The organism is Ruegeria sp. O11, assembly GCF_056535285.1.
The window spans coordinates 33,385-57,926 of record NZ_JBQERS010000007.1 but is presented as its reverse complement, the minus strand read 5'-3'; the positions used below and the strand labels follow the sequence as shown (position 1 = coordinate 57,926).

At 55.7% G+C, this 24,542-nt stretch carries 24 protein-coding genes; 20 read left to right on the top strand and 4 right to left on the bottom strand.

Features of this window, described 5'->3' with window-relative positions:
- Positions 1-346: 346 nt before the first annotated feature.
- From ACRZ91_RS14220 to ACRZ91_RS14175, 10 genes are all read left to right on the top strand, one after another.
- Positions 347-2,290 (top strand): AMP-binding protein, encoded by a 1,944-nt coding sequence (locus ACRZ91_RS14220; RefSeq protein ID WP_480906619.1) that lies wholly within the window; start codon positions 347-349, stop codon positions 2,288-2,290.
- 75 nt (positions 2,291-2,365) lie between these two features.
- Positions 2,366-3,184: an ABC transporter ATP-binding protein gene (locus ACRZ91_RS14215; protein WP_170426283.1), complete on the top strand. Its 819-nt coding sequence runs from the start codon at positions 2,366-2,368 to the stop codon at positions 3,182-3,184.
- A 29-nt stretch (positions 3,185-3,213) separates the two neighbouring features.
- Positions 3,214-4,200: a branched-chain amino acid ABC transporter permease gene (locus ACRZ91_RS14210; protein WP_010442926.1), complete on the top strand. Its 987-nt coding sequence runs from the start codon at positions 3,214-3,216 to the stop codon at positions 4,198-4,200.
- Positions 4,201-4,203: 3 nt separating this feature from the next.
- Positions 4,204-4,461: a hypothetical protein gene (locus ACRZ91_RS14205; RefSeq protein ID WP_170542606.1), complete on the top strand. Its 258-nt coding sequence runs from the start codon at positions 4,204-4,206 to the stop codon at positions 4,459-4,461.
- Between the two features lie 3 nt (positions 4,462-4,464).
- Entirely contained in the window at positions 4,465-5,541 is a 1,077-nt protein-coding gene (locus tag ACRZ91_RS14200; RefSeq protein WP_480906436.1) for a branched-chain amino acid ABC transporter permease, read from the top strand.
- A gap of 76 nt (positions 5,542-5,617) precedes the next feature.
- Positions 5,618-6,901 carry an ABC transporter substrate-binding protein gene (locus ACRZ91_RS14195; RefSeq protein WP_170471016.1) on the top strand — a complete coding sequence of 428 codons (1,284 nt, stop codon included), beginning with the start codon at positions 5,618-5,620 and terminating at the stop codon, positions 6,899-6,901.
- 88 nt (positions 6,902-6,989) lie between these two features.
- A complete protein-coding gene (locus ACRZ91_RS14190) occupies positions 6,990-7,823 on the top strand; it encodes an ABC transporter ATP-binding protein (RefSeq protein ID WP_029622175.1) in 834 nt (277 codons plus the stop codon).
- A 19-nt stretch (positions 7,824-7,842) separates the two neighbouring features.
- Positions 7,843-9,060, top strand: a complete 1,218-nt coding sequence (locus ACRZ91_RS14185) for a phenylacetate--CoA ligase family protein (protein WP_480906433.1) — start codon at positions 7,843-7,845, stop codon at positions 9,058-9,060.
- A 105-nt stretch (positions 9,061-9,165) separates the two neighbouring features.
- Entirely contained in the window at positions 9,166-10,830 is a 1,665-nt protein-coding gene (locus tag ACRZ91_RS14180) for an ABC transporter permease (protein ID WP_480906431.1), read from the top strand.
- A 78-nt stretch (positions 10,831-10,908) separates the two neighbouring features.
- On the top strand, positions 10,909-11,259 hold the full coding sequence (locus ACRZ91_RS14175; RefSeq protein ID WP_010442919.1) for a DUF2794 domain-containing protein: 351 nt from the start codon (positions 10,909-10,911) through the stop codon (positions 11,257-11,259).
- Here ACRZ91_RS14175 and ACRZ91_RS14170 read toward each other — a convergent pair.
- From ACRZ91_RS14170 to ACRZ91_RS14160, 3 genes are all read right to left on the bottom strand, one after another.
- Positions 11,256-11,993 carry a C40 family peptidase gene (locus ACRZ91_RS14170; protein ID WP_480906428.1) on the bottom strand — a complete coding sequence of 246 codons (738 nt, stop codon included), beginning with the start codon at positions 11,991-11,993 and terminating at the stop codon, positions 11,256-11,258. The genes ACRZ91_RS14175 and ACRZ91_RS14170 overlap by 4 nt on opposite strands.
- Positions 11,990-13,372, bottom strand: coding sequence for a leucyl aminopeptidase family protein (locus tag ACRZ91_RS14165; protein WP_480906425.1), 1,383 nt, complete (start codon positions 13,370-13,372; stop codon positions 11,990-11,992). Before ACRZ91_RS14165 ends, ACRZ91_RS14170 begins: the two co-directional genes overlap by 4 nt.
- Before the next feature lie 63 nt (positions 13,373-13,435).
- Positions 13,436-13,825 carry a hypothetical protein gene (locus ACRZ91_RS14160; RefSeq protein WP_480655600.1) on the bottom strand — a complete coding sequence of 130 codons (390 nt, stop codon included), beginning with the start codon at positions 13,823-13,825 and terminating at the stop codon, positions 13,436-13,438.
- 143 nt (positions 13,826-13,968) lie between these two features.
- Here ACRZ91_RS14160 and ACRZ91_RS14155 point away from each other — a divergent pair, with 143 nt between their 5' ends.
- The 10 genes from ACRZ91_RS14155 (at position 13,969) to ACRZ91_RS14110 (ending at position 22,275) form a co-directional block, all read left to right on the top strand.
- Entirely contained in the window at positions 13,969-14,619 is a 651-nt protein-coding gene (locus ACRZ91_RS14155) for a carbonic anhydrase (protein ID WP_010442915.1), read from the top strand.
- A gap of 104 nt (positions 14,620-14,723) precedes the next feature.
- Positions 14,724-15,254: an SRPBCC family protein gene (locus tag ACRZ91_RS14150; RefSeq protein ID WP_480906423.1), complete on the top strand. Its 531-nt coding sequence runs from the start codon at positions 14,724-14,726 to the stop codon at positions 15,252-15,254.
- 526 nt (positions 15,255-15,780) lie between these two features.
- Positions 15,781-16,944, top strand: coding sequence for a tyrosine-type recombinase/integrase (locus ACRZ91_RS14145; protein ID WP_480906420.1), 1,164 nt, complete (start codon positions 15,781-15,783; stop codon positions 16,942-16,944).
- On the top strand, positions 16,941-17,339 hold the full coding sequence (locus ACRZ91_RS14140) for a hypothetical protein (protein ID WP_170773746.1): 399 nt from the start codon (positions 16,941-16,943) through the stop codon (positions 17,337-17,339). The genes ACRZ91_RS14145 and ACRZ91_RS14140 overlap by 4 nt, the downstream gene beginning before the upstream one ends.
- Positions 17,340-17,421: 82 nt before the next feature.
- Complete coding sequence (locus ACRZ91_RS14135) at positions 17,422-17,604, top strand: helix-turn-helix domain-containing protein (protein ID WP_170773748.1); 183 nt, start codon at positions 17,422-17,424, stop codon at positions 17,602-17,604.
- 159 nt (positions 17,605-17,763) lie between these two features.
- Positions 17,764-18,336 carry a hypothetical protein gene (locus ACRZ91_RS14130; protein WP_170773750.1) on the top strand — a complete coding sequence of 191 codons (573 nt, stop codon included), beginning with the start codon at positions 17,764-17,766 and terminating at the stop codon, positions 18,334-18,336.
- A gap of 117 nt (positions 18,337-18,453) precedes the next feature.
- Positions 18,454-18,690 carry a hypothetical protein gene (locus ACRZ91_RS14125; protein WP_170773752.1) on the top strand — a complete coding sequence of 79 codons (237 nt, stop codon included), beginning with the start codon at positions 18,454-18,456 and terminating at the stop codon, positions 18,688-18,690.
- Complete coding sequence (locus ACRZ91_RS14120; RefSeq protein WP_170773754.1) at positions 18,671-20,662, top strand: AAA family ATPase; 1,992 nt, start codon at positions 18,671-18,673, stop codon at positions 20,660-20,662. Before ACRZ91_RS14125 ends, ACRZ91_RS14120 begins: the two co-directional genes overlap by 20 nt.
- Positions 20,663-21,187: 525 nt before the next feature.
- Complete coding sequence (locus ACRZ91_RS14115; RefSeq protein WP_480906415.1) at positions 21,188-21,781, top strand: ankyrin repeat domain-containing protein; 594 nt, start codon at positions 21,188-21,190, stop codon at positions 21,779-21,781.
- Between the two features lie 14 nt (positions 21,782-21,795).
- The gene (locus tag ACRZ91_RS14110; RefSeq protein ID WP_170752043.1) at positions 21,796-22,275 is read left to right on the top strand and encodes a YHS domain-containing (seleno)protein; all 480 of its coding nucleotides are present in this window, start codon (positions 21,796-21,798) and stop codon (positions 22,273-22,275) included.
- Between the two features lie 19 nt (positions 22,276-22,294).
- Here ACRZ91_RS14110 and ACRZ91_RS14105 read toward each other — a convergent pair whose 3' ends face one another.
- Positions 22,295-24,499 carry an adenylate/guanylate cyclase domain-containing protein gene (locus ACRZ91_RS14105; RefSeq protein ID WP_480906411.1) on the bottom strand — a complete coding sequence of 735 codons (2,205 nt, stop codon included), beginning with the start codon at positions 24,497-24,499 and terminating at the stop codon, positions 22,295-22,297.
- Positions 24,500-24,542 lie beyond the last annotated feature (43 nt).

The window sequence follows — 24,542 nt, the reverse complement described above, 5'->3', positions numbered from 1 at the left end:
CACTGCATAACTGCATAGATGTAATCTCACTTAATACCGGCGGAAATGTGGCGCAGCCCTCCCCTTCTTCAACTGTTCGGAGTGCTTTATCTAAATTCGATACACCAAAGGGCTTGGCCTTAGCAGATGTGGTCGGGTCCCGAATCTCGACCTGCCGACACGGTGCCTTGTTACAATTCGTAAGAATTGAGAAAACATCAGGCAAAGCTTGACGCTGATCTTTTCCGCGTCCCTTATCGGGGCATCGGCGCCCGGGGCGTGTTCCCGGCTTGTCGTTTCCGGCCCGAGGAGGGGTCGGATGGGGAGGAGAGAAAGATTGGCTCAGACGCAGTCGGGCGCTGGTGGGATGCAGTCCCTTCCGGCGCTGTTACACCGCAATGTGACCCAGTTCGGGGATGCCCCGGCTTACCGCGAAAAGGAATTCGGGATCTGGCAATGCTGGTCCTGGGCCGAAACCGCCAAAGAAATCCGCGCCATTGCATTGGGTTTTCTGGAGATTGGCGTTGAAAATGGCGATCATATTGCTGTCATAGGCCGTAATCGCCCGGCGCATTATTGGTCGATGGTCGCGGCACAGATGGTGGGCGCGATCCCAGTGCCGCTTTACCAAGACGCTGTTGCCGAAGAGATGACCTATGTGATGGAGCATTGCGGCGCAAAATATGTCGTCTGCGGTGATCAGGAGCAAGTCGACAAGGTCATCGAAATTCAGGAAAAAGTGCATCAGATCAAGCACATTCTGTATACTGATAAACGCGGGATGCGGAAATACGACCACAGCCAGATGAACGCGCTTGAAGACATCATGGCCGAGGGCAGTGCCGGCCACGCGCGGTTTGATGCGGAACTCGACAAGCGCATCGCCGAGATCACCTATGACGACACCTGCGTGATGCTCTACACCAGCGGAACGACGGGCAAGCCCAAGGGAGTGGTGCTGTCGAACCGGAATGTGATCGAAAGCGCCAAGAACTCGGCGGACTTCGATCATCTGACCCGGAACGAGGACATCCTGTCTTATCTGCCGATGGCCTGGGTGGGCGATTTCATCTTCTCCATCGGTCAGGCCTATTGGTGCGGCTTCTGTGTGAACTGCCCCGAAAGCGCCGACACGATGATGACTGACCTTCGCGAGATCGGGCCGACCTATTTCTTTGCACCGCCGCGCGTATTCGAAACTCAGCTGACCAATGTGATGATCCGGATGGAGGATGCAGGCAAGCTGAAGCAGCGCATGTTCCATCATTTCATGGCCCATGCCAAAAAGGTTGGCGGGTTGCTGTTGGACGGCAAGCCTGTGGGCTTTGGCGACAAATTGAAATACGCGCTGGGCAACCTGCTGGTTTATGGCCCGCTCAAGGATACGTTGGGTTATGGCCGCTTTCGGGTGGGCTATACAGCGGGTGAGGCAATTGGGCCGGAAATCTTTGATTTCTATCGCTCTTTGGGCATCAACTTGAAGCAGCTCTATGGCCAGACCGAAGCGACCGTATTTATCACCGTGCAGCCGGATGGCGAGGTGCGCGCCGATACGGTTGGTGTGCCCGCGCCGGATGTCGAGCTGAAAATCGATGACAGCGGCGAGATCCACTATCGCTCGCCCGGTGTGTTTGTTGAGTACTACAACAATCCGGACTCTACGGCTTCAACCAAAGATGCCGAGGGCTGGGTTGCGACCGGTGATGCCGGGTTCATCGAAGAAAGCTCGGGCCATTTGCGGATCATTGATCGCGCCAAGGATGTTGGCAAAATGGCCGATGGATCGATGTTCGCGCCGAAATATGTTGAGAACAAGTTGAAGTTCTATCCCGATATTCTCGAAGTCGTGCTGTTTGGCAATGGCAAGGATCGTTGTGTCGCCTTCATCAATATCGATCTGACCGCGGTTGGAAACTGGGCCGAACGCAACAACGTGGCATATGCGTCCTATCAGGAATTGGCAGGCCATCCCCGTGTGTTAGAGACGATTCGCAGCCATGTGGAAGCGGTGAATAAGTCGGTTGCGGCTGATGAAATGCTGTCGGGCTGTCAGGTGCATCGCTTTGTGGTTCTGCACAAGGAACTGGATGCCGACGATGGAGAAATGACCCGGACTCGGAAGGTGCGCCGTGGCTTTGTCGAGGAGAAGTTCCACGACATTATCGCTGCGCTTTATGATGGGTCTGGCCAAGTGTCGACGACCACCGAGGTGACCTATGAAGATGGTCGCAAGGGTTCGATTTCTGCGACGTTGGAGATTGTGGATGCACCGGTTGTGCCGGTCGCGCAGCACAAGGTGGCAGCGGAATGAGGGGGCTGACGTGCGCCGCTCGACCTTCGGTCATCACCCCGTCCGCCATCCCGTTTTTGTGTCAGGGAGGTACTGATGCTGGATAATTCCGAAGGATATGTCACCGAAGACGGTCGCAAGATTGGCGGCGTTGTGATGGAGATGAAGAACATCACCCTGCGCTTTGGCGGTGTGGTGGCGATAAAGGATATCTCGTTCGACATTCGCGAAGGCGAAATTCGCGCGATCATTGGACCGAACGGGGCGGGTAAGTCCTCGATGCTGAATGTGATCTCGGGCTTCTATGTCCCGCAGGAGGGAGAGGTCTGGTTCCACGGGGCCAAGCGCCCGCCGATGCGGCCCTTCGAGGTGGCGCAACAAGGCATTGCGCGGACGTTTCAAAACATTGCCCTTTTCGAAGGTATGAGCGTTCTCGACAACGTGATGACCGGACGCCTTGGCTTTATGAAGACAAACATCCTGCAGCAGGCCTTGTGGAAGGGTAAGGCCGAGGCGGAGGAGACCGAGAACCGGGAGGCGGTCGAGAAGATCATCGATTTCCTTGAAATTCAGCACATCCGCAAAACGCCTGTGTCTCGCTTGCCCTACGGACTGAAAAAGCGGGTTGAGCTGGCGCGTGCGCTGGCAGCGGAGCCCAAGCTGCTGTTGCTGGATGAACCGATGGCCGGGATGAATGTCGAAGAGAAAGAGGACATGAGCCGCTTTATCCTCGACGTGAATGACGAGTTCGGCACCACCATCGCCCTGATCGAGCATGACATGGGCGTGGTGATGGACCTGAGCGACCGAGTGGTCGTGATGGATTACGGCAAGAAGATCGGTGACGGCACGCCGGATGAGGTGCGCAACAATCAGGAAGTCATCGACGCCTATCTGGGGGTCAGTCATGACTGACGCTCGGGCAGAATTGGGGAGGGGCTGGCATGCCTGAACAACTCGTATTTGCGATGGAAGTCATCCTCAACGGTCTGATGGCCGGGGTGCTGTATGCGCTGGTCGCGCTGGGCTTTGTTCTGATCTACAAGGCGTCGGGGATTTTCAATTACGCGCAGGGGGTTATGGCCTTGTTCGCGGCGATGACGCTAGTCGGGATCATGAATGGGCAGGTACCTTTTGCGCATCTGATCAACGCCATCTTTGGCACGCATGTTCATTACTTTGGTTGGAACGTCCCCGCGCTGCTGGCGATCATTTTGACCATGGCGGTGATGGTGCTGCTGGCCTGGGCCGTGCAGCGGTTCGTGATGCGCCATCTGGTTGGGCAGGAACCGATCATCCTGTTCATGGCCACCATCGGCCTGGCCTATTTCCTTGAAGGCGTGGCAGACTTGATGTGGGGGTCCGAGATCAAGACGCTGGATGTAGGTCTTCCGCAGGGTATTAACCTGTGGATCGACGAGACGACGTTCAACATCTTCGACTATGGCTTCTTCATCGACAATCTGGACATCGTGGCGACGATCATCGCGGCGCTGCTGGTGGCGGCCTTGGTCGCGTTCAGCCAGTACACCAAACAGGGCCGAGCGATGCGTGCGGTGGCGGATGATCATCAGGCGGCGCTGTCGGTCGGGATCTCGCTGAATTTCATCTGGGTCATGGTCTGGTCGGTGGCCGGGTTCGTGGCGCTGGTTGCAGGGATCATGTGGGGCACCAAATCGGGCGTTCAGTTCTCACTGTCACTTATCGCACTCAAGGCGCTGCCGGTGCTGATGCTGGGAGGGTTCACCTCGATTCCCGGAGCAATCGTCGGCGGGTTGATCATCGGTGTTGGCGAAAAACTGTTCGAGTTTGCCATCGGCCCCTTGGTTGGTGGTGCGACCGAGAACTGGTTTGCCTATGTACTGGCGCTGATCTTTCTGGTGTTCCGGCCGCAAGGCCTGTTCGGCGAGAAGATCATTGAGAGAGTGTAGGGTATGACCAAGCTGATCGCCATCATCAACGTGATCGCATGGGCGGGGTTCTGGGCTTTTGGTTACATCGCTCTGACGTCCAGTGATCTAAGCGAAGGCCAGCTTGTGATCGCTGTGCTTCTGGCTTTTGCTGGGCTTGTTATGGGCGTTCTCGCCTACATGAAACTGGTGCGTGCCTCTGAGGCGACCGGATACGCCAAGGGCTCCAATCAACTGGACGCTGCAGCCCGCAATCGGGCGCAGGAAGAATGGGGAAAGTAAGACATGTTCTATCGTGAGGCCGGAGACTTCAAAACCTCCTACGTAGCTGACAGCCAGACTTTCCCTATCAAGTTTGACCGGTATCGGTACTACGTCGTGTTGGCAGTGGCGTTCGGGATCATTCCATTCATCATCAACGACTATTGGGCCAACGCACTGCTGCTGCCCTTCCTAATCTACGCGATCGCTGCAATCGGGCTGAACATCTTGGTGGGGTATTGCGGGCAGGTTTCGCTGGGAACAGGTGGTTTCATGGCTGTGGGGGCCTATGCTTGCTACAAGCTGATGACGGCGTTTCCAGATGTCAGCATGTTCATCCATGTTCTGTTGGCTGGCGGTATCACTGCGCTGGTGGGCGTGCTGTTTGGTCTGCCCTCTTTGCGGATCAAAGGGTTCTACCTTGCGGTGGCCACGCTGGCTGCACAGTTCTTCCTTGTATGGCTATTCAACCGGGTGCCGTGGTTCTACAACTACTCGGCCTCTGGCCAGATCAACTCGCCCGAACGGGATGTGTTTGGCATCATCATCACAGGTCCGAATGCGCCTGCCTGGGCGACCTATCTGTTTTGCCTGATCTTTTTGACCTTCAGTGCGATCATCGCGCGTAACCTGACACGCGGCACTACGGGCCGAACATGGATGGCGATCCGCGACATGGATATCGCAGCCGAGATCATCGGAGTGAACCCGCTCAAGGCAAAGCTTACCGCCTTTGCCGTCAGCTCGTTTTTCGTAGGCATTGCAGGCGCACTGTTCTTTGCTGTCTATCTGGGCGCGGTCGAAGTGGGTGAAGTGTTCGGTATTCAGAAATCATTCCTGGTGCTGTTCATGGTAATTATCGGTGGATTAGGGTCTATATTTGGGTCCTTCGCGGGGGCGGCATTTCTGGTTTTGCTGCCAGTTGTCCTAAAGCTGCTGGGTGTCGATCTGCTGGGTTGGCCCACGGATATCGTTGCGCACCTGAATCTCGTGATCGTGGGCGCTCTCATCATCATATTCCTTGTTCTTGAACCCCACGGGCTGGCGCAGCTTTGGCGCGTCGCGAAAGAGAAACTCAGACTCTGGCCGTTCCCGCACTAGTGGGCAGGCCCAATGAAAAGACGGGCGGCTGAAGCCCGAAACCCAACATCGGATCAACTAAGGGAGGAGACACCCGATGAAAAAGAAAATGGCTACCCTGGCGCTGGGCGCGCTGATGGCAGCAGGACCTGCGCTCGCAGATCTTGTGATCCCATCGCTCAGCTATCGTACGGGCCCATACGCTGCAGGCGGTATTCCGTTTGCTGATGGCTATGCTGACTATTTCACCCTGCTCAACGAACGAGACGGGGGTATTGGCGGTGTTCCTGTCAACGTGATCGAATGTGAGACCGGCTATAACACCGAAAAAGGTGTGGAGTGCTATGAATCAACCAAAGGCGAAGGGGCGCTGATTTATCAGCCTTTGTCGACCGGTATTACATATCAGTTGATCCCCAAAGTAACGGCGGATGACATCCCTTTGCATACAATGGGTTATGGCCGGACTTCGGCTCGCAACGGCAAGGTGTTCAGCCACGTCTTCAACTATCCCGCGAATTACTGGGACGGTGCCTCGGGCGCGATCAACTATCTGCTCGACGAAAATGGAGGCGATCTGAACGGCAAGAAAATCGCTCTGGTCTATCACAACTCAGCCTATGGCAAGGAACCGATCAGAACGTTGGAAGAACTGTCGAAAAAGCACGGCTTCGAACTGTCGTTGTTGCCGGTCGACCATCCAGGGCAAGAGCAAAAATCCCAGTGGCTGCAGATCCGTCGTGAAAAGCCAGACTTTGTCCTGATGTGGGGCTGGGGCGTAATGAACCAGGTCGCCATTCAGGAGGCTGCCAATATCCGCTTCCCGATGGAAAACTTCATCGGCGTTTGGTGGTCGGGCGCGCAGCATGACGTACTGCCGGCTGGCGACAAGGCGAACGGTTACAAGGCCGTAACCTTCCATGCCGTTGGTGATGACTTCCCTGTATTTGACGACATCAAGACGCATGTCGTGGATGCGGGAAAGGCCGCAGGCGCGGGAGATCAGGTTGGTACCGTTCTGTACAACCGTGGCCTCTACTCAGCGATGCTCGCCGCCGAAGCGATCAAGGACGCGCAGGAAGCAAATGGAACCGGGGATGTCACACCGGGTATGGTTCGGGACGCGATGGAGCAGCTGAACATCACCGAAGAGCGCATGGCCTCTCTGGGTATGCCGAACTTTGGTCCGACCTTCCAGGTATCGTGCGATAACCATGGCGGCCCAGGCTTGGTCGGCGTCTCTCAGTGGGATGCAGGTACACAAACATGGAACTTGATCTCTGACTTCAAGCCAACCGATGGTGAAGTGATCGGTGCGCTGGTTGAAGAAGACTCGAGCGCATATGCAGCCGAAAACAACGTCGAAACACGCTGCAACTAAGGCCTGCTTCGACCATAAACTTAGGGGCGGCGGTAAGCTGCCGCCCCGATTAAACGGTCCCACGGGGCAGGCATGAGGATATGCGCTGATGCTGGATGCTGCACAAACCACTGATGTACAAGCCGAAACATTGCTTGAGGTTAACAATATCGAGGTGATCTATAATCATGTGATCCTCGTGCTGAAAGGCGTTAGCCTGACTGTGCCGAAAGGCGGTATTACTGCCCTATTGGGTGGAAACGGCGCGGGTAAGACCACGACACTTAAGGCGGTGTCAAACCTTCTGCATTCCGAACGGGGCGAGGTTACCAAAGGCTCGATCAAATATCGCGGGACCAGCGTGCATGAAAGCGATCCGGCTGTTCTGGTTGAAAAGGGCGTGATTCAGGTAATGGAAGGCCGCCACTGTTTTGAACATCTGACTGTCGAAGAAAACCTGCTGACGGGTGCCTATACCCGTAAAGACGGCTCGGCTGCGATCCAGCAGGATTTGGAACTGGTTTACAATTACTTTCCACGCTTGAAGGAACGCCGCCGGTCGCAGGCCGGATATACTTCGGGCGGCGAACAGCAAATGGTGGCGATGGGCCGGGCGCTGATGTCACGCCCCGAGACGATCCTGTTGGATGAACCCTCGATGGGTTTGGCCCCGCAGTTGGTCGAAGAGATTTTCGGCATTGTAAAAGACCTGAACGAGAAGGAGGGCGTGTCCTTTCTGTTGGCCGAACAGAACACAAATGTGGCTCTAAGGTTTGCCCATTACGGCTATATTCTGGAATCGGGTCGCGTTGTGATGGACGGACCTGCTGCCGAATTGCGCGAGAATCCTGACGTTAAGGAGTTTTATCTCGGCATGTCAGACGAGGGCCGAAAGAGCTTTCGCGACGTGCGCTCATACCGCCGTCGCAAGAGATGGCTGTAAGCGGGCAGAGGATATTTCAATGACCTATTTCGATAAGCTTGAAACCCGATCAGCCGATGAACGCGCAGCAGATCATGCGCGCGCCTTGCCTGAACAAATAAGTCGCGCGCAGGCAGCGCCCGGATACAAGGATATCCTTTCTGATGTGCAGTCAGACGCAGTGACTGATATGCAGGCGCTGGCGCAATTGCCGGTGCTGCGGAAATCTGACCTGACCAAGGCACAGGCTGGGCGGCCGCCATTTGGTGGGTTTACAGTGAAACCTGCGCGGAACTTCCAGCATGTGTTCCAGTCACCGGGCCCAATTTATGAACCGGGCAGCACCGATCACGACTGGTGGCGCATGGGCCGCTTTCTGAATGCCGCAGGCGTGGGCCCGGGCGATATCGTGCAGAATTGTTTCGGATACCACCTGACCCCTGCAGGTATGATTTTCGAAAGCGGAGCCCAGGCGGTGGGCGCGTCGGTTCTGCCAGCCGGCACCGGACAGACTGAACTGCAGGTAACCGCTGCGCGCGATGTGGGTTGCACTGCCTATGCCGGAACCCCGGATTATCTCAAGATCATCCTCGAAAAGGCTGACGCGATGGGTGTTGCTCTGCAGTTTTCGAAGGCAGTCGTGGGCGGGGGTGCGTTATTTCCTTCCTTGCGTCAGGAGTACGCGGATCGGGGCATAGCTTGCCTGCAATGCTATGCCACTGCGGATCTGGGCAATATCGCCTATGAAAGCCCGGCCATGGAAGGGATGATTATCGACGAACACGTCATCGTCGAGATTGTCACGCCGGGCACTGGCACACCCGTTGCCCCCGGTGAGGTTGGTGAAGTCGTCGTAACCACTCTCAACCCCGACTATCCTCTGATCCGGTTCGCCACAGGCGATCTGTCGTCTATCATGCCCGGAGCCTCTCCGTGTGGGCGCACCAATATGCGCATCAAGGGCTGGATGGGGCGCGCTGATCAGACCACCAAAATCAAGGGTATGTTTGTGCGTCCCGAACAGGTGGCCGCACTGGTGGATAAGCATGACGAGATCGTCAAAGCCCGCGTTATCGCGGCTCGTCAGGGCGAGATGGACACGATGACCGTACAGATTGAAAGCCCATGCGAGAATGACGGTGCCTATGCCAAATCGGTTGCCGAGGTGCTGAAACTCAAAGGCGCGATTGAGGTCGTGGCCCCCGGCTCATTGCCTAAGGATGGGTTGGTGATCGAGGATCAGCGCGTCTACGATTAAGGGTCTGCGGCAGTATGTGCCGCAGATTTGTTTCCCGTCACACTGGTGTTTCTTAGCAATTTGGTCGATTAAAGACGGAACCTTCGGGATTCTCAGTCAGGCATCATGGCCGAAATCGAATATTCAGAACACGGAACACGCAATCGCGGCGCGTTGGGCACGCGTTTCGTGGGAGCTATCGCCTGTATTGTAGCAGCAGCTTGTCTGTTGCCGATGGTGGCCGTGGTTCTGGCAGCGGTGACCGGCGGAACGGACACCGTTTCACACTTGTTAGAGACTGTACTACCCAGTTACGCTCTGACAACGATCATCCTTGTCGCGCTGGTTGCAGCGGGAACATTTTCAATCGGGGTTGGCGCGGCCTGGCTGGTGACCATGACCCGTTTCCCGGGGGTGAGATTTCTCGAAATTGCATTGGTGCTGCCGTTGGCCTTCCCGGCCTACGTTCTGGCCTATGCCTATACCTTCATCCTTGACCACCCTGGTATCGTGCAATCCACACTGCGCGATGTGACGGGCTGGGGGCCGCGCGACTATTGGTTCCCCGAAATTCGTTCGACCGAGGGCGCGGCGGTGATGTTGATCCTTGTGCTCTATCCTTATGTCTATCTGCTGGCACGGGCCGCGTTTTTGCAGCAAAGTGCCACCGCCTTTTTGGCCGCCCGCGCCTTGGGGAACGGACCTTGGCCCGCCTTCTGGCGTGTTTCCCTACCTATGGCACGTCCCGCCATTGCGGGGGGAGTGCTGTTGGCTGTGATGGAGACCATCGCCGATTTTGGAACCGTCGCCTATTTCGGTGTCCAGACATTTGCCACCGGGATCTACACAAGCTGGTTTTCCATGGCCGACCGTGCCGCTGCAGCTCAGCTTGCCTTGTGTCTTCTGGGGTTTGCACTTGTGATGGCAATAGCCGAACGGACACAGCGTGGTAAGGCCAAATACTACCAAACCGGCAAACAGCATGCTGCCCAACCTGCCGCGAATCTGAAGGGCACAAGGGCGTTTGCCGCTTTTCTGCTTTGCGCAATTCCAGTTCTGTTCGGATTTCTTCTACCTGTTGTGATCCTCGTGCAGATGGGTCTTGAATCCGAACAAAACCTTCTATCACGCAGATATGTTGGGTTCATTCAAAATTCGCTAACGCTGGCCGGAACTGCAGCCGTGATCACTGTTTGCGCCGCCATCTCGGTCGGGTTCTATCAGCGCCTCAGACCCGGGCGTGGATCTGCCACGGCGGCTTATCTGGCGCGGCTGGGTTATGCGGTGCCCGGTGGAGTGATCGCTGTCGGGCTGATCGTTCCCTTTGCCGGGCTAGACAATGCGCTGGATGCCTGGATGCGTAAAAACTTTGATATTTCAACGGGACTGCTGGTTACAGGTTCGATCTGGTTGCTGGTCGCGGCCTATATGGTGCGGTTCCTTGCCGCTGCGCTCAGCGCATATGAAGGTGGCCAAAGTACCGTGCACTCTAATATGGACGCTGCCGCGCGATCGCTGGGGCAGACACCGCTGGGCACATTGCGCCGGGTGCATTTGCCGATCCTGACCCCTTCGCTATTGACGGCGTTGCTGATCGTCTTTGTCGATGTCATGAAAGAATTGCCCGCAACTCTTATCATGCGGCCCTTTAACTTCGACACATTGGCGGTGCAGGCTTACCGGCTGGCGTCGGACGAGCGGTTGGAAGGTGCAGCGGTGCCGTCACTGGTTATCCTCGCAGTGGGGCTGTTGCCGGTGATCCTGATTTGTCGTCAGGTTGGACGCAGGTAGCACACGGTCGGTTCTAAAAATTCGTGTCGCGATTGCACTGGGCTTGATTCAATGACGATTTCCGGCAAGGCTTGTTTTATGAACATGCAGCCTCCCAGCCGGTTCGGGTCCGGCTCTGCCCAGATGCCGGTCGCGTTTGACCGGCGTGAGATGTCTCAAATACTGTCTGTCTATGGCCGAATGGTCGCCGCCGGTGAATGGCGTGACTACGGAATTTCCAATTTACGCGAGACAGCCGTGTTTTCAATTTTCAGGCGAACTGCCGAACATCCGATTTACCGGGTGGAAAAACACCCCCGCCTGCGAATGCGGCAAGGTATGTATTCGGTGGTGGGTATGGATGGGCGCATTCTGAAACGTGGGCACGATCTGCGCTCTGTTTTGAGAGTTCTGGAACGCAAATTGATCCGGGCGGTTGACTCTGATTAGAGCCTTTTATGCGCCGTAACTGGCCCATCGCCTTGCGCTGCAATTCGGGCAATCGCCTGATCCATAGGCTCAAGCGCGACAGCCATGTGATAGGCATTGGCGTGGAGCAGCAAATTCCCGGCCGCCACCCAGGCCACATGGCCCTTCCAGAATAGCAGATCACCGCGTCGCGCAGATTCCCCTGCAGGCACAAGTTCTCCGACTTCACGTTCCTGATCGCCGCTGTCTCCGGGACAGGGGATGCCGCAGGCCAGCAGGGCAGCCTGTACCAAACCCGAGCAATCCAGTCCGAACCGGCTATTGCCTCCCCATAGATATGGCGTGCCAAGAAACAGTTCGGCAGCGGCAACAGGATCGGCGAGCTGAGAGTAGGCAGGGACAGCGTGGACCGCTGGAATAAAGCCCAGTGCGGTCTCCATAAATCTGTCTTCCTCCGACAAAACGCGAATTCTGCTGCCGAAACTTAATGAGGTTAGGTCGCGGCTTTTAATGTCAGGCTTCTCGTATGCGTGAGTCGAACCGGCTATGATCCAGTGAGTCTGGGGCTCAATTGGGCCCAACCGATCGGTGGGCAGCCATCCCTCATAACCATCCTTGCTAGCTTTGATCTTGCTCCAGCCATCAAGCTCTTCTTCGATGGTCACAGAGTCACCGAACAGCAATTGCCGGTCGCGCGAGCCATCAGGTTGACGTAGCAAATCGACGACGGGACGGATAATACGCGCTTGGGTCATAGGCCAAGAAGCTCCGGAAGGGCCGCCAGAAGGGCACGTGGCCCTTGACCCAACCCGCCCTTGCTGCGGCCGGGTTCCTTGCTACGTTGCCAGGAATAGATGTCAAAATGCATGTAGCGGCTGCGGTTAGCAAACCGGCGCAGGAATAGCGCTGCGGTGATTGACCCCGCAAACCCACCGGACGGCGCATTGTCGAGGTCGGCGATGCCAGGCTCAATCATCGCTTCGTAGGGCTCATGGAATGGCATGCGCCAGACCGGATCTGCGACAGTTTCTGCTGCCCGTGCCAGCGTTTCGGCTGCCTTGTTGTCATCGGTATAATACGGTGCCAAATCGGGCCCCAACGCTACCCTTGCTGAACCGGTTAACGTGGCCATCGATATCAGCAGATTGGGCGCGTCCTCATGTGCCAGCGCCAGCGCATCGGCCAGAACCAACCGTCCTTCGGCATCGGTGTTGTTGATTTCTACGGTCATTCCATTTCGCGCGGTTAATATATCACCGGGACGGAATGCGTTGCCCGCAACCGAGTTCTCTACAGCTGGGATCAACACCCTCAGCTGCAATTCCAACCCGAGCGACATGATCATACGGGCCAAACCCAGCACATTGGCTGCGCCACCCATATCTTTCTTCATCAACCCCATCGAGGCACCTGGTTTCAGGTTCAGCCCTCCGGTATCGAAACAAACCCCTTTGCCAACCAATGTCAGTTTCGGGCCGCTGTCACCCCAATTCATCTCCAGTAGCCGAGGCGCCTGTTCCGCTGCGCGTCCGACCGCGTGGATCATTGGAAGGTTCTGGTCCAACAGCGCCTCGCCACTGATGACTGATACATCTGCACCGAACTCCTGCGCTAGGTCCTCAATGGCTTGTTGCAATTGCGTGGGGCCCATATCTGCAGCGGGAGTGTTGACCAAATTCCGTATTAAGGCCTCGGCATTTGCCATGATCTCGATCCGTTTGGCATCCACACCTTCGGGTGCAACCAACGCGGCATTTGCAGCGCTTTGCGCGGCGTAGCGATCAAACGCGTACCCGGTCATCAGCCAGCCAAAGCATTCAGCTTCAAGCACGTTCGCCGGGATGCCCGAGGCTACGCGATAGGTCCCTTTTGGTAACGATTCCGCCGCTGCGGCCAAGGGAAACCGTTTGCGCGCTCGTTTTGCCGCGCTGCCATATCCCGCAAGGGCAAATTCAGGCTTACCATCTGGGCCCGGCACCAAAACTGTTTGACCAAGTGCGGCAGAAAAACCATCCGCCGAAACCCATGAGTGCACGTGATCCGGCTGATTTTCCAGCCAGCCCGCCAATTCGGATTGCTGCAGAACATATAGAGGCAGAGACGGGTCAGTAGCGGGGGCAAAGGACAGGGTCATACGGGCCTCGGCTGGTTGAAGTTCCGCACAGACTATCTGTCTGCGGCGTCCCCGCAACCCCTCTCAGACCGATAGATCCTGCTGATCCCAGATGGCGGTCAGCGAACGCTCGCCAACCCGGATCAGACGGCATAGCGTGGCGCCGGTAGCTACAGCATCGCCGGCATCAACCGAATGCACGACGTCACCCGCGACACGGGCCAACGCTGTCATGCCGATCTGTTCGGATATGGCCACCAATGATTTCGCGCATTTGCGCAGCCCAGTCCAATCGCGTTTCCGCCAGAATCTTTCGCAATTCGACAGGCGCAGAGCGAGTTCTTCAACTGTTCTGCACAGCACATCCATTGCATTGTTGTCACCAAGTTGATGATACAGGCTGTTTAGGCGGTCCGGGTCCAGACGCACGGATTCTTTCTGTTCAAGCGTGATAATCTTGTCCACCACATTCACCCCAGTTGATATGCCCCCACGGCACGCTACAATTCTGCTTTGAAATACCTTTGCAATTCCTTGCGGAGCAGCGGGATAATGTCTCGAATTTTGTGAGAATTCAGGGTACAGAGCGATCCAGTCAAAACAACAGGGGCATCAGAATGAAATTTGCCAAACCTTTGCCGACCTATCTGGTGAAACGGTATCACGGCTGGAAGGCGACCACCTATTCCGAGAATCAGGTCTGGTATCGGCGATTGGCGACGGAGGGACAGCGCCCGCGCGCAATGGTCATTTCGTGCTGCGACAGCCGGGTGCACGTGACCTCGATCTTCGGTGCCGATCAGGGTGAGTTTTTCATTCACCGTAACATCGCCAACCTGGTGCCACCTTACGCACCGGACGGGGATCACCACGGCACCAGCGCGGCCATTGAATATGCGGTAACGGCGCTGAAGGTCGCGCATCTGATAGTTCTGGGTCATTCTCAATGTGGCGGCGTGCAGGGCTGTATCGACATGTGCAAGGGGCAGGCTCCGCAGCTTGAGGCGAAAGACAGCTTCGTCGGACGTTGGATGGATATCCTCAAGCCTAAATACGAGCTGGTTGCCGATGTCGAAGACAGCACCGAACAAGCCCGGCAATTCGAGCGTCAGGCCGTGGTCGCCTCGCTGGAAAACCTGATGACCTTCCCTTTTGTATCTTCCGCCGTCGAAGAAGGCTCACTCAGCCTGCATGGGCTCTGGACCGATATCGGAGAAGGCGGGTTGCAGAGCTATGATCCGCAGGAAAAGAAATTCGTCGTGGTATAGGCACGTCATTCATTGCTTGACGCTAAACAGCGCAGATCAGCCCTCTGATTCTGCGCTGTTTTTTGATATAGTCCATCCAGTTCAATTGGATTCGGACCATTTCTATGAGATTGATTAAACGTATCCTCGTCGCCTTTCTTGTTATCATTCTGGCACTGGTTGGGGTGTCCTACCTGCTGCCAGGTAAAGCCGAGGTGTCGCGCAGCATCACGATCGACGCCCCGGCCGCCCAGATATTCCCCTATGTTAATTCGATGCAGGAGACCGAGAAATGGTCGCCGTGGCTGTCGCGTGATCCCGAAACCAAGCTCAGCTACAGTGGCCCGGATGCTGGGGTTGGCAATACGTTGAACTGGAGCTCGGACAATCCGCAGGTGGGCACTGGATCACAGGAAATCATCGAAAGCACCCCCGATCAGTCCGTCAGAACCGCCCTCGACTTTGGCCCGATGGGGACTGCAACGGCTACATTCGCATTGCAATCCGAAGGTGCAGGCACGCAGGTGACCTGGGGTTTCGTGTCTGAGCTGGGAATGAATCCTATGTCCCGCTGGATGGGCCTGATGATGGATAACTGGGTCGGTGGCGATTACGAGCGCGGGCTTGAGAACCTTAAGGCGCTGGTCGAGGGATAGCGCCAAATCGAGACGTTGATTTGGGCTCGCGAATGTCTCGTGAGTTCAGGGCATTGAGGCAAAAATTATTTTGGATTCATTGTGTTATCAGTAACCAGAATTTCGGCGATGACCAAACGTCTTTGAAAAAGGTTGAGATGACAACCAGCCGCTCAATCAATTCGTTCACAATGCGGGCTCGTTTCAAATCTGGGAGCGCGTATTTGTACAGATGCCCGGTTTTGGAGTCCGTTGTGCTTTTGTATTCGGAAGGCTACCTGAATAATGGTCAAAACCTCAATCAAATTGAGTGTTTGTGAACATCCATGTGGGAAAGATTTGGTGCCCAGGAGAAGCACATAACTTTTATATCACAGTACATCATGTAGTATCATAAATACGCACGATAATAGGTAATGATTTAATATTATTGAATTTTTGCATTGCAGGTAGCCTCAACTCGTGTCACCGTACCGCAATATATTTTGGGGGACGAATTGGGGGACGGGTTTTGTCAAGCAGCCTACACAAGCTCTCGGCAGTCGGATTGAATTCGCTCCCGTCAGGTAAGCACGAGGATGGTGGCGGATTGCGGTTCGTGCGGCGCAAAGATGGTACGGCTGCGTGGGTATTTCGTTTCACGATCCACGGCGGGCGTAGGGAAATGGGCCTTGGTCCCTACCCCGATGTTTCACTCAAGGCTGCGCGAGAAATGGCGACCGAGTACAGGCAACAGGCCAAGCGCGGTATCGATCCTATAGCCAAGCGCGCAGCACTGAAGCGGGAAGCCATCCGCAATCTGCATATGCTACAGGATATAGCACAGGATTGCTTTGAAGCGCGCAAGGCGGAACTAAAAGGCGATGGAACCGCGGGGCGTTGGTTTTCGCCATTGGAGAACCACATCCTGCCCAAGCTTGGAAAGATGCCCATCGCTGAGGTGGATCAAATCGCTGTACGCGATGCACTGGCGCCGATCTGGCATGAGAAGGCCGAGACGGCCAGAAAAGCTGCGAACCGCTTGCGCCTTGTTCTCAAACATGCTGCAGCGTTGGGCCTGAACGTAGACTTACAGGCAGTAGACAAGGCCAGAGCTCTTCTCGGCAAACAACGACATGAAGCGAAGAACATTCCTGCCCTACCGTGGCAGGAGGTGCCAACTTTCTATGCATCGCTGGGTCAGGGTGTCACTGAACTCGCGTTACGGCTATTGATCCTCACCGGGGTGCGATCTGCCCCGATCCGCCACGCAAGACCGGATCAAATCGATCTACGCGCGCGCATCTGGACGATACCCGCCGAGCTTGTGAAGAGTCGCAAAGGTGCGACGGGAGATTTTCGCGTACCAATGACCGACGAGGCTGTGAAGGTCGTAGAGGATGCTCTGCGTCACGGTGGTGAAGTGTTGTTTCCGGGGCAGCGAGGAAAACCGATCAGCGATATGACGATGAGCAAACTCATGCATGACCGGGGCATGGCGGCCCGCCCGCACGGGTTCAGATCAAGCTTGCGAACTTGGGCCGAGGAAACCGGCCAGCCGTACGAAGTCGCTGAAACAGCACTTGGTCATGTTGTCGGCAATTCGGTGGAGCGTGCATATCAACGATCCGACCTGATTGAGAAGCGTCGCGTTTTCATGGCCGCGTGGGCTGATCACGTAACAGGCAAAGGCCAGGCTGAAGTTGTACCGATCAGTGGGGTGCAGGGATGAGTGAGAACAGCAAAAAGCCCCTTCATGAAGCTACTTGGAAAAATCGCCACGAAAGTGAATTGGTTCGATTGGGAAACAGCGACCCTGATGAAGCGCTGGCTTTGTTGGAGCAACTTTCGAATTTGGGCATCGCGATCCCCGCCGAGATTGCGCTGCACGTCGCAGTACGGTGTAGAGACTTGGCACCGCGGCCAAGAAATAAACGAAAGAGAGGCCGCCCACCGAGGTCGTTCGGTGACTACCAGCTAAGGTTGACCGATGGAAAAGCAGCGATTGAGGGACGCGAATTGAGCGTGTCGCGCTCAGAACGCGAGATAGAACGATGCAAGTCCGAATTTCGAAGCTTTGTCAAATACGCTGAAAGCCAAGATAGTGAACCGCCAGAAAATAGGTGAATTTAGCCTATTTGTTGTCAGTGACTGACGCCTGAAAGGGCTTCAGACTCATGTCATGATTTTACATTTCATGAGGTGTCATATGTACGACCGCCTTTTAACTGACCGCGAAGTTGCCGAGCGCCTTGGCGTGTCCAAGGCTACAATCTGGCGACATGCCAAGGCCGGATTGCTACCAAAACCCGTCAAGCTTGGATATGCCGCCCGCTGGCCGGAAAGCGACATTCAGACTGCAGTGGAAAGCTTGAAAGCCGAGCGAACTTAAACACCCCAAAAATCGAAAAACCTTAAACGCGAGCTCAACAGCCCGCGAACGGAGGAGACATGCCTCATCTGACCTTTCGAATTCTCGATTACGACTGGCGTCAAAAACATACGCCGAAACCCGAAACTCAAACGCATCAAGCCGAAAAGGAGAAACACGATGCAATTTCCTAACAGCGGCACAGGCCGCCCATACATTCGCCTCGACGCAAGAACGGCAACATTCAAGGCCTCGTGCCTTGACAGCGACGCGGCTGAAGTCGACCTGACCGGCAAGATCCTAGACCTGGATCTTACCAACGCAGAACAGGGTTGGCTTAAAGTGGATCAACAAGGCGCGGATTTTTTACCCTTAGCCAAGCGAGATGATTGGAACGGAACACCAAGCCCATCTCCGGAATACTCGCCCGCTGTATCGCTAGACCTCAGAAGTGAAGCCTGGGGTGAACCTGCAGTCCGCGAACTACGTGGCGGTTCACGTGCCATCACCTCTTTCATCGCATCCGTCGCAAAAGAGGCAGGTGAGATTCCAAACGGAAAGGCTGTTCGAGTTCGCATTCTTGCGGTCGACACGGTGAAATTCGGGCGAGGCACATCGACAGAAATCAGGTTTGAAATTGCGCCAAAGAGCAAATGGCCTGACCTCTCAACGTTTGGGTCTGATGGCGGTTCATCGCGAACTGACCCTGAGCACGCAGATGATGATACTGAACAGCCGGATGCCTGGGCCTGAGTCCATCGCAAGCAAGCGCAAACGCTCGGGTTTGATTGGACCAACAAATCAGAACCCGAGCTGCCTGTATTGTCTTGCAACGACCTTCCTGCCAACCAGCAAAAAACGAGTAGCAACATGAGCGACACGTTGATCGACTTTACTGACGGGGAACGCGAAGATCTAACGATCGCTGCAGGCCGCATGGCGTTGTTCTGGAAGCGAGAAGGACTTGCTGACGCGGTTCGCCAGATTGGGCCTCACCTGGGATACGAGGGTTTACGAGTTGCTCTGGGCGCATATTTTGAGTTGCGGCAACAAAGAATGGATCGGGACCGCCGGAACGAGTTTCTGGATGACGAAATCCCGTTTTAGTCCAATCAATCGCGCAGCATTTTGGGAAACAGCGCCCGACGAACTTCTTCACCACGCGGCACTTGAAGCTTTTGGTGAGCCCAACTTATGTCTTTCGACCCAAAGCGACCTCAGATTTGGGCAACGAGGATCCAAATCCGTCGTTCTGCAAGGTGAAAAACGCGGATCCTTCTACGATCATGAGGCGCAAGACGGTGGTTACCTTCGCATTCCCGATGCAGATTTTGATCAGCGCGCAGCCCACGGCAATGGAACATTCAGATTGGGCAACAGAAAATTAGAAAAAACCAACCGCGAAAAGGCCCGAAAGCTTTGGTCAAATGCAATTCCGATCAAAGGTACCCCTGCCCAGAAGTATCTCGATTCACGTGGCATCCTGAGACACCTTCCAGAAAATGCGGCCCGCTTTCATCCGAACGCTGCGGATGGCCGTCCCTGCTGCGTTTTTCCAGTATTGGATGCAATGGGTGAAATCTGTGGCGTGCAACGCGTTCCGCTTTCAACTGATGGCTTACGTGTCGGTAATCGAAAGTCACTTGGGCCAATTGGCGAAGGTTGGTTCGAGGTCTCGGATACCAAACCAGATCATACGCTGGTTGCGGAGGGCGCAGAGGATGCTCTGGCAATATGGCGGGCGATGAAAGAGGACATTTCCACACCCGACGTTCGGGTGGTCGCAATGCTTGGCCAGCGATGGGCACGGGCAGCGAAGGATTTTCCTGGCGCGATCCTCTGCGCGGATGCGGACAGTGTCGCAGCAGCACGCGATGCCGCGGTTTCCTGCGGCGGGCGTGTTTTTGATCCATCGCCCCGCAAGGACGCAAACGAAATTCTAATCGAAGATGGTCCGACGCAACTTTGGAACCGCCTCAGGCGTGCCCCGCGGGCGCTTGCAGACCGCGATGCTCAAGAGCCCGTTGCACCCGATGGCTTCTGGTTGGGAGAGGTTGAACCCATATTTGAAAATGCTGATGCGATCCGGGGTTGGTTACCGAAACGTGGAATCGCAACGCTCTTTGGACCGCCGGGGTCCGGCAAAACATGGTTGGCGTTGGACATGGCCGCACATCTTGCTGCGAACCAGCCCTGGTATTCCCATCGCACGCAAGGCGGGCCAGTTGTCTATGTTGCATTTGAAGGCGTTGGCGGGATGCGAAACCGCCTTGTGCCTCTTCTGAGAAAGGTTGGCTCCGTACCAATGTACGTTCTCAATGGTGAGCTTGATCTTTGCGACGAGGAGGCTGTTTCTATTTTGATAAAGCAAATCCGAACGCTCGGTCGGGAAGCTGGCCAGGCCGTACAATCCGTCTTCATAGACACATTGGCACGCGCAATCGGCGGACGCGACGAAAACTCGCCAGAGGGCATGGGGGCCGCTCTGAGGGGCGCCAGCGCGATCGAGAAAGCAATCGATGGCCTTGTCCTGCTTGTTCATCATACTGGAAAAGACACGTCACGCGGAGCGCGCGGTCATTCTTCGCTCAAAGGCGCTGTCGATGCAGAAATCTCAATCACCCGAGACGGCGATACAATCACGGCAGTCGCCGAGAAAGTGCGGGATGGAGAAGACGGGGCTAAACTCTGCTACCAACTCAAGCAAGTGGCGCTGGGCCTCGACCGCGACGGGGAGCATATCACGTCGTGCTTTATTGAGCCAATGTCCAACTCACCTCATGAAATTGCTGATGCGGCGGGGCAGCTGCCCGACAAACAGCAGAAGCTCATTGAGATTATTTCGTTTTACATCGATGAGCACGGCGTATGGAATCCGGGAGGCGAAGAGTGGCCAGAACCGGAAATGCACCGGATTGTTAAACGGGAGGAACTCATTTCCTACGCCTCGAAGTCGGATATCTCCAAAGCATCGCGCGGTCGCGACCAAAAGCGGGAAATTAACCGGATGATAGATGCACTGCATACTGCGGGGCGCGTAGGAACACACCGAGATTGGATTTGGCTTGTTTCAGCGTGAGCGAGATGCGCGAGAAACGCGCGAGATCGCGGTAACTAGCGGGCGCGAGATTTGGCGCGAGATCACTATAGATAAACTCGCATCTCGCGCGTTGCTTGAACCATCGCAACAGTGCGAGAGCGCGAGCCCGGGCAAAGCACTCGGGCTCGCGCTCTCGCTGTCAGAAGTTGTGCGAAATGGCGGGCGAACGGCGGGTTTGAGCAGAGAAACGGACATTCGCAAAAATAGGTTCAATGACCGCTTCGAGCCCGAAGCAGACCTTCTCGACCAGTAGACCACGCCGTTGCAGTATTACTTCTCGTTAACCGGAGCGCCGCGGCGCAGATCAAAGACCAAACACTCATGCTGGCTGCGGCGAAATTCGGAGGCACCACGTCTCCATCGCGGACAAAACACTCGTTGTCTCTGGGGCCGCTGCATGGACTAAACCCACTCGATCGGATTCGTCTTCAACACCGCAGCGGATAAGCCGTCGTTGCGCGAAACAGCGGCTCACTGTAGACTTCAAACAGGGGAGGTAGATCCATGCGTTGGATTATTACCATCTTTACTACGGCATTCTTTATACTTGGGCCCGCTCAAGCAGGTCAGTTGTTCGATGCAGCAAAGCAGGGTGATACAGCGACCGTTAAGGCTCTGTTGGAAAGCGGTACCTCGGTTGATGAGCGGGGGCCGAACAAGGCTACGCCCTTGATAGCTGCTTCGTTGGCTGGAAACACCGAAACCGCTGCGGCTCTGATCGAAGCAGGGGCTGACGTGATGGCGCGTAACCACAGCGGTTTCACTCCACTTCACGCGGCTGCCTTCGGCGGTAAGATTGAGACAGCGCAGCTGCTTCTCGCTAAAGGCGCAGACGTGAATGGACGCATCAACAGGGCCGAAAAGTCACCCATCTTCATGGCGGCCGACGAGGGTCATATCGAGATGATCGAGCTACTGCTCGACAACGGTGCGGATATTGTGACACTCGATAACGATGGCTTTTCGGTTCTAATCCGAACGATGTTCCGTAAACACTATGATATCGTTGGGCTGTTGAAGCGGAACGGAGCCACATGCCCCCCGCCAGATGCCTTCGGCCCGGAATTTCACCGCCTGTGTTTGGAGGCAGGCACATAAGGTAAGGTCAAAAAATGAACATTCGACTTCTGATGAGCGGGCTGGTTATTGCAGGCATGACCACGAGTGCGCTGGCGGATGAGCCCATCAACACTGGGCCTTTCGGCGATGTTGCAATCAAGGGTTATGACACTGTTGCCTATTTCACCGAAAGCCGTGCGGTAAAGGGGTCAAGTGAGTTCGCATATGATTGGCTTGGCACGCCATGGCACTTCAACAGCGCGGAGAACCGCGAACTGTTTAAGTCTGACCCAACCAAATACGCTCCGCAATACGGCGGGTATTGCACATTGGGTGTCGGCCTTGGGGCCAACGCGTCTGAAAACATCGACCCAGTAAATTCCTGGCGGATCATCGATGGGAAGCTTTACTTTATATCGGACCCGACCGGAGCAGAAATGCTTGACCACCCAGAAGGGGAGGCGGTGATCGCCAAGGCGGATGCGAATTGGGAGAAGACCAAGCCGCTGGCAGCCAAGGATTACTCCAACTGACGCGCACCTCGGATGATGGTCATCCGCCAGGCCTAAAGTGAAACAGAATATGCGGGTTGATGTAGCTGTAAGGCGCGCTCGCCCCGACCTCTTCTTCGGCATTTTTGTAGACCATGCCACAAGCCGGGCGACCAAGCGAAAGACCGGGTTGTTGCAAGCACAATGTGTCATCTTTCACAAATGCCGATCCAGTGACAAACAATGTGGATGCGCGCAAGGCCATACTTCCGTTCTCTGAAATCTGCATCAAGCCGGGTCCGCGGCCTTCGAAGTTTCCCTGCCATACGTTACCATCGATCAGAGCGGTAACCGCGTCGGCAGATAGCTTTTCGCGCGCGCCAGGTTGAAAGCCGAAGGGCCATTCCTGCACGCCCGCAGTCAACATTGCATCAATGATCCGATCGAGTTCTTCCTGCTTCCGAAAATGCGCAAACAAGACTTTGTAGAGTTGCGCCGAAGTATGCGGAGCAAATTCGGCCACCTCGTCTGCAGTTGCTTGCGCCTTTTGCGTCTGGCCAGCCTCTCCATAGGCGGCAGCGAGGATGTTAAAGTAGTCCTCAATACCTTGAGAATTGCCTTTTATCTCCTCAAGGATTTCGACGGCACGTTGGGGACGCCCTGTCAGAATATAGGACAAGCTTGCGATCTGACGTGCATAGCCCGGCAATAGTGGGTTGAGACGCAGAGCCGTTTCGAAATTCTCGATCGCCTCTTCATGTCGTCCGTAGAATGTTTGCGCAAAGCTCAGCGCAAGATAGGCAGATGCTTCACCGGGGGCCTTCTCGACAGAAAGCTGCGCCGAGCGCATCGCTTCCTCATACCTTCGATCCACAGTCTGCAACTCGCTTAATACGGCAAAAGGCATCGCCGCATCGGGATCAATTTCTAAGGCACGACCGGCATGTTCGTAGGCGCGTTTCCGGGCGACCGGAAAGGGCAGCACATCGTCATAGTTACGGCGCATGATCAGTGCCTCGGTGCGGGCCCGTGCCGCGAATGCCCTTGCAAAAGTCGGGTCGATTGCGGTTGCGTCCGAATAGAGGCTCAAAGCTTCGCGCAGCTTGGGCCGAAAGCCGCTGCGAGCGGCTTCTTCGGCTCTGAGAAAGAAGTCATATGCTTCCAGATTCGTTGTAGGTAGGCGTTCGATCCGCTCCTTTTCGGACACACTCACATCCACACCAAGTTGATCAATGATCTCGTTTATCAGGCCAGCCTCCATGGAGAAAATATCGGCTTCGTCTCGCTCCAACCGCTCGGCCCATACTGTCTGCCCGCTGCTCACATCTGTCAGCCGCGCGTTGACCAAAAGCCGAGTTCCCGCTCTGCGCACGCTGCCTTCGAGAACATAGCCCACCCCTAACTCGCGACCTATGGCCCTGCTGTCGATTGTCCGGTCCCGATAGGAAAACGCGGTGTTGCTGCCGATCACCATCAGCCCGGCGACTTTCGAGAAATCTGTAATCAGATCGTCCGTGAGCCCATCTGCGATGTAGCGTTCCGCGTCTGGCAGCCCGAGGTTTTCAAAGGGCAACACGACGAGAGAAGGCAGCCCGTCCTCTGCCGCGATGATTTCACTTTCAGCGCCGCCGAAAAGGGCAACTATGCCATCACGCAATATAAAAGCGGCACCTGAAAGAACCGCGATTACGGCCACCGCCGTGACAGCGCCTCGAACTTTGAAGCGAGACAGTGAAGTGTATTTCGAGCCATTCGGGTCCGCCATCCGAAATACCGTGAGAGGCTCAGGTATGTTTTTGACCCGGTGGACACCCGCAGATTCAAATGGCTTACTAACTTTACCGCGCGTGTGTTCGTAAACCTCGCGCGAGATGCAGATGCCTCCGGGCGTAGCTAGGGGTTCCAGGCGCGCCGCAATGTTAACACCGTCTCCGTAAATGTCGTCGCCATCGATGATTAGATCTCCCAGGTTGATACCGATCCGCAATTCGATACGCTGGTGGGGATCAATGGTGTCGTTTCTGTCCTTAACCGCCTCCTGTATCTGGATCGCAGCCTCGACGGCATCAACAACGCTTGCAAATTCGGCCAGCAGTCCGTCGCCGATAAGCTTGACGATCCGCCCGTTCTTTTCATCTATCAAACGGGTGAGGATGTCTTGGCGCACCGTGGTCAAACGTTCGAAAGTGCCCACCTCATCCTCGGCCATCATACGGCTGAAACCGACTACGTCTGCGGCGAATATGGCGGAAAGCCTGCGTTCCAAGGTTTGCCCCTCTCCTCCAAAATGCGGGCAGTACTGCGAAGTT

Excerpts from the sequence above, each read along its gene's own strand:
- ACRZ91_RS14135 (WP_170773748.1), top strand. The coding sequence starts at position 17,422 with ATGTACGACCGCCTTTTAACTGACCGCGAAGTTGCCGAGCGCCTTGGC.
- ACRZ91_RS14175 (WP_010442919.1), top strand. The coding sequence starts at position 10,909 with ATGAACATGCAGCCTCCCAGCCGGTTCGGGTCCGGCTCTGCCCAGATG.
- ACRZ91_RS14190 (WP_029622175.1), top strand. The coding sequence starts at position 6,990 with ATGCTGGATGCTGCACAAACCACTGATGTACAAGCCGAAACATTGCTT.
- ACRZ91_RS14155 (WP_010442915.1), top strand. The coding sequence starts at position 13,969 with ATGAAATTTGCCAAACCTTTGCCGACCTATCTGGTGAAACGGTATCAC.
- ACRZ91_RS14140 (WP_170773746.1), top strand. The coding sequence starts at position 16,941 with ATGAGTGAGAACAGCAAAAAGCCCCTTCATGAAGCTACTTGGAAAAAT.
- ACRZ91_RS14170 (WP_480906428.1), bottom strand. The coding sequence starts at position 11,993 with ATGACCCAAGCGCGTATTATCCGTCCCGTCGTCGATTTGCTACGTCAA.
- ACRZ91_RS14210 (WP_010442926.1), top strand. The coding sequence starts at position 3,214 with ATGCCTGAACAACTCGTATTTGCGATGGAAGTCATCCTCAACGGTCTG.
- ACRZ91_RS14110 (WP_170752043.1), top strand. The coding sequence starts at position 21,796 with ATGAACATTCGACTTCTGATGAGCGGGCTGGTTATTGCAGGCATGACC.
- ACRZ91_RS14120 (WP_170773754.1), top strand. The coding sequence starts at position 18,671 with ATGACGAAATCCCGTTTTAGTCCAATCAATCGCGCAGCATTTTGGGAA.
- ACRZ91_RS14185 (WP_480906433.1), top strand. The coding sequence starts at position 7,843 with ATGACCTATTTCGATAAGCTTGAAACCCGATCAGCCGATGAACGCGCA.
- ACRZ91_RS14205 (WP_170542606.1), top strand. The coding sequence starts at position 4,204 with ATGACCAAGCTGATCGCCATCATCAACGTGATCGCATGGGCGGGGTTC.
- ACRZ91_RS14125 (WP_170773752.1), top strand. The coding sequence starts at position 18,454 with ATGAGCGACACGTTGATCGACTTTACTGACGGGGAACGCGAAGATCTA.
- ACRZ91_RS14165 (WP_480906425.1), bottom strand. The coding sequence starts at position 13,372 with ATGACCCTGTCCTTTGCCCCCGCTACTGACCCGTCTCTGCCTCTATAT.
- ACRZ91_RS14115 (WP_480906415.1), top strand. The coding sequence starts at position 21,188 with ATGCGTTGGATTATTACCATCTTTACTACGGCATTCTTTATACTTGGG.
- ACRZ91_RS14200 (WP_480906436.1), top strand. The coding sequence starts at position 4,465 with ATGTTCTATCGTGAGGCCGGAGACTTCAAAACCTCCTACGTAGCTGAC.
- ACRZ91_RS14180 (WP_480906431.1), top strand. The coding sequence starts at position 9,166 with ATGGCCGAAATCGAATATTCAGAACACGGAACACGCAATCGCGGCGCG.
- ACRZ91_RS14220 (WP_480906619.1), top strand. The coding sequence starts at position 347 with ATGCAGTCCCTTCCGGCGCTGTTACACCGCAATGTGACCCAGTTCGGG.
- ACRZ91_RS14195 (WP_170471016.1), top strand. The coding sequence starts at position 5,618 with ATGAAAAAGAAAATGGCTACCCTGGCGCTGGGCGCGCTGATGGCAGCA.
- ACRZ91_RS14150 (WP_480906423.1), top strand. The coding sequence starts at position 14,724 with ATGAGATTGATTAAACGTATCCTCGTCGCCTTTCTTGTTATCATTCTG.
- ACRZ91_RS14215 (WP_170426283.1), top strand. The coding sequence starts at position 2,366 with ATGCTGGATAATTCCGAAGGATATGTCACCGAAGACGGTCGCAAGATT.
- ACRZ91_RS14130 (WP_170773750.1), top strand. The coding sequence starts at position 17,764 with ATGCAATTTCCTAACAGCGGCACAGGCCGCCCATACATTCGCCTCGAC.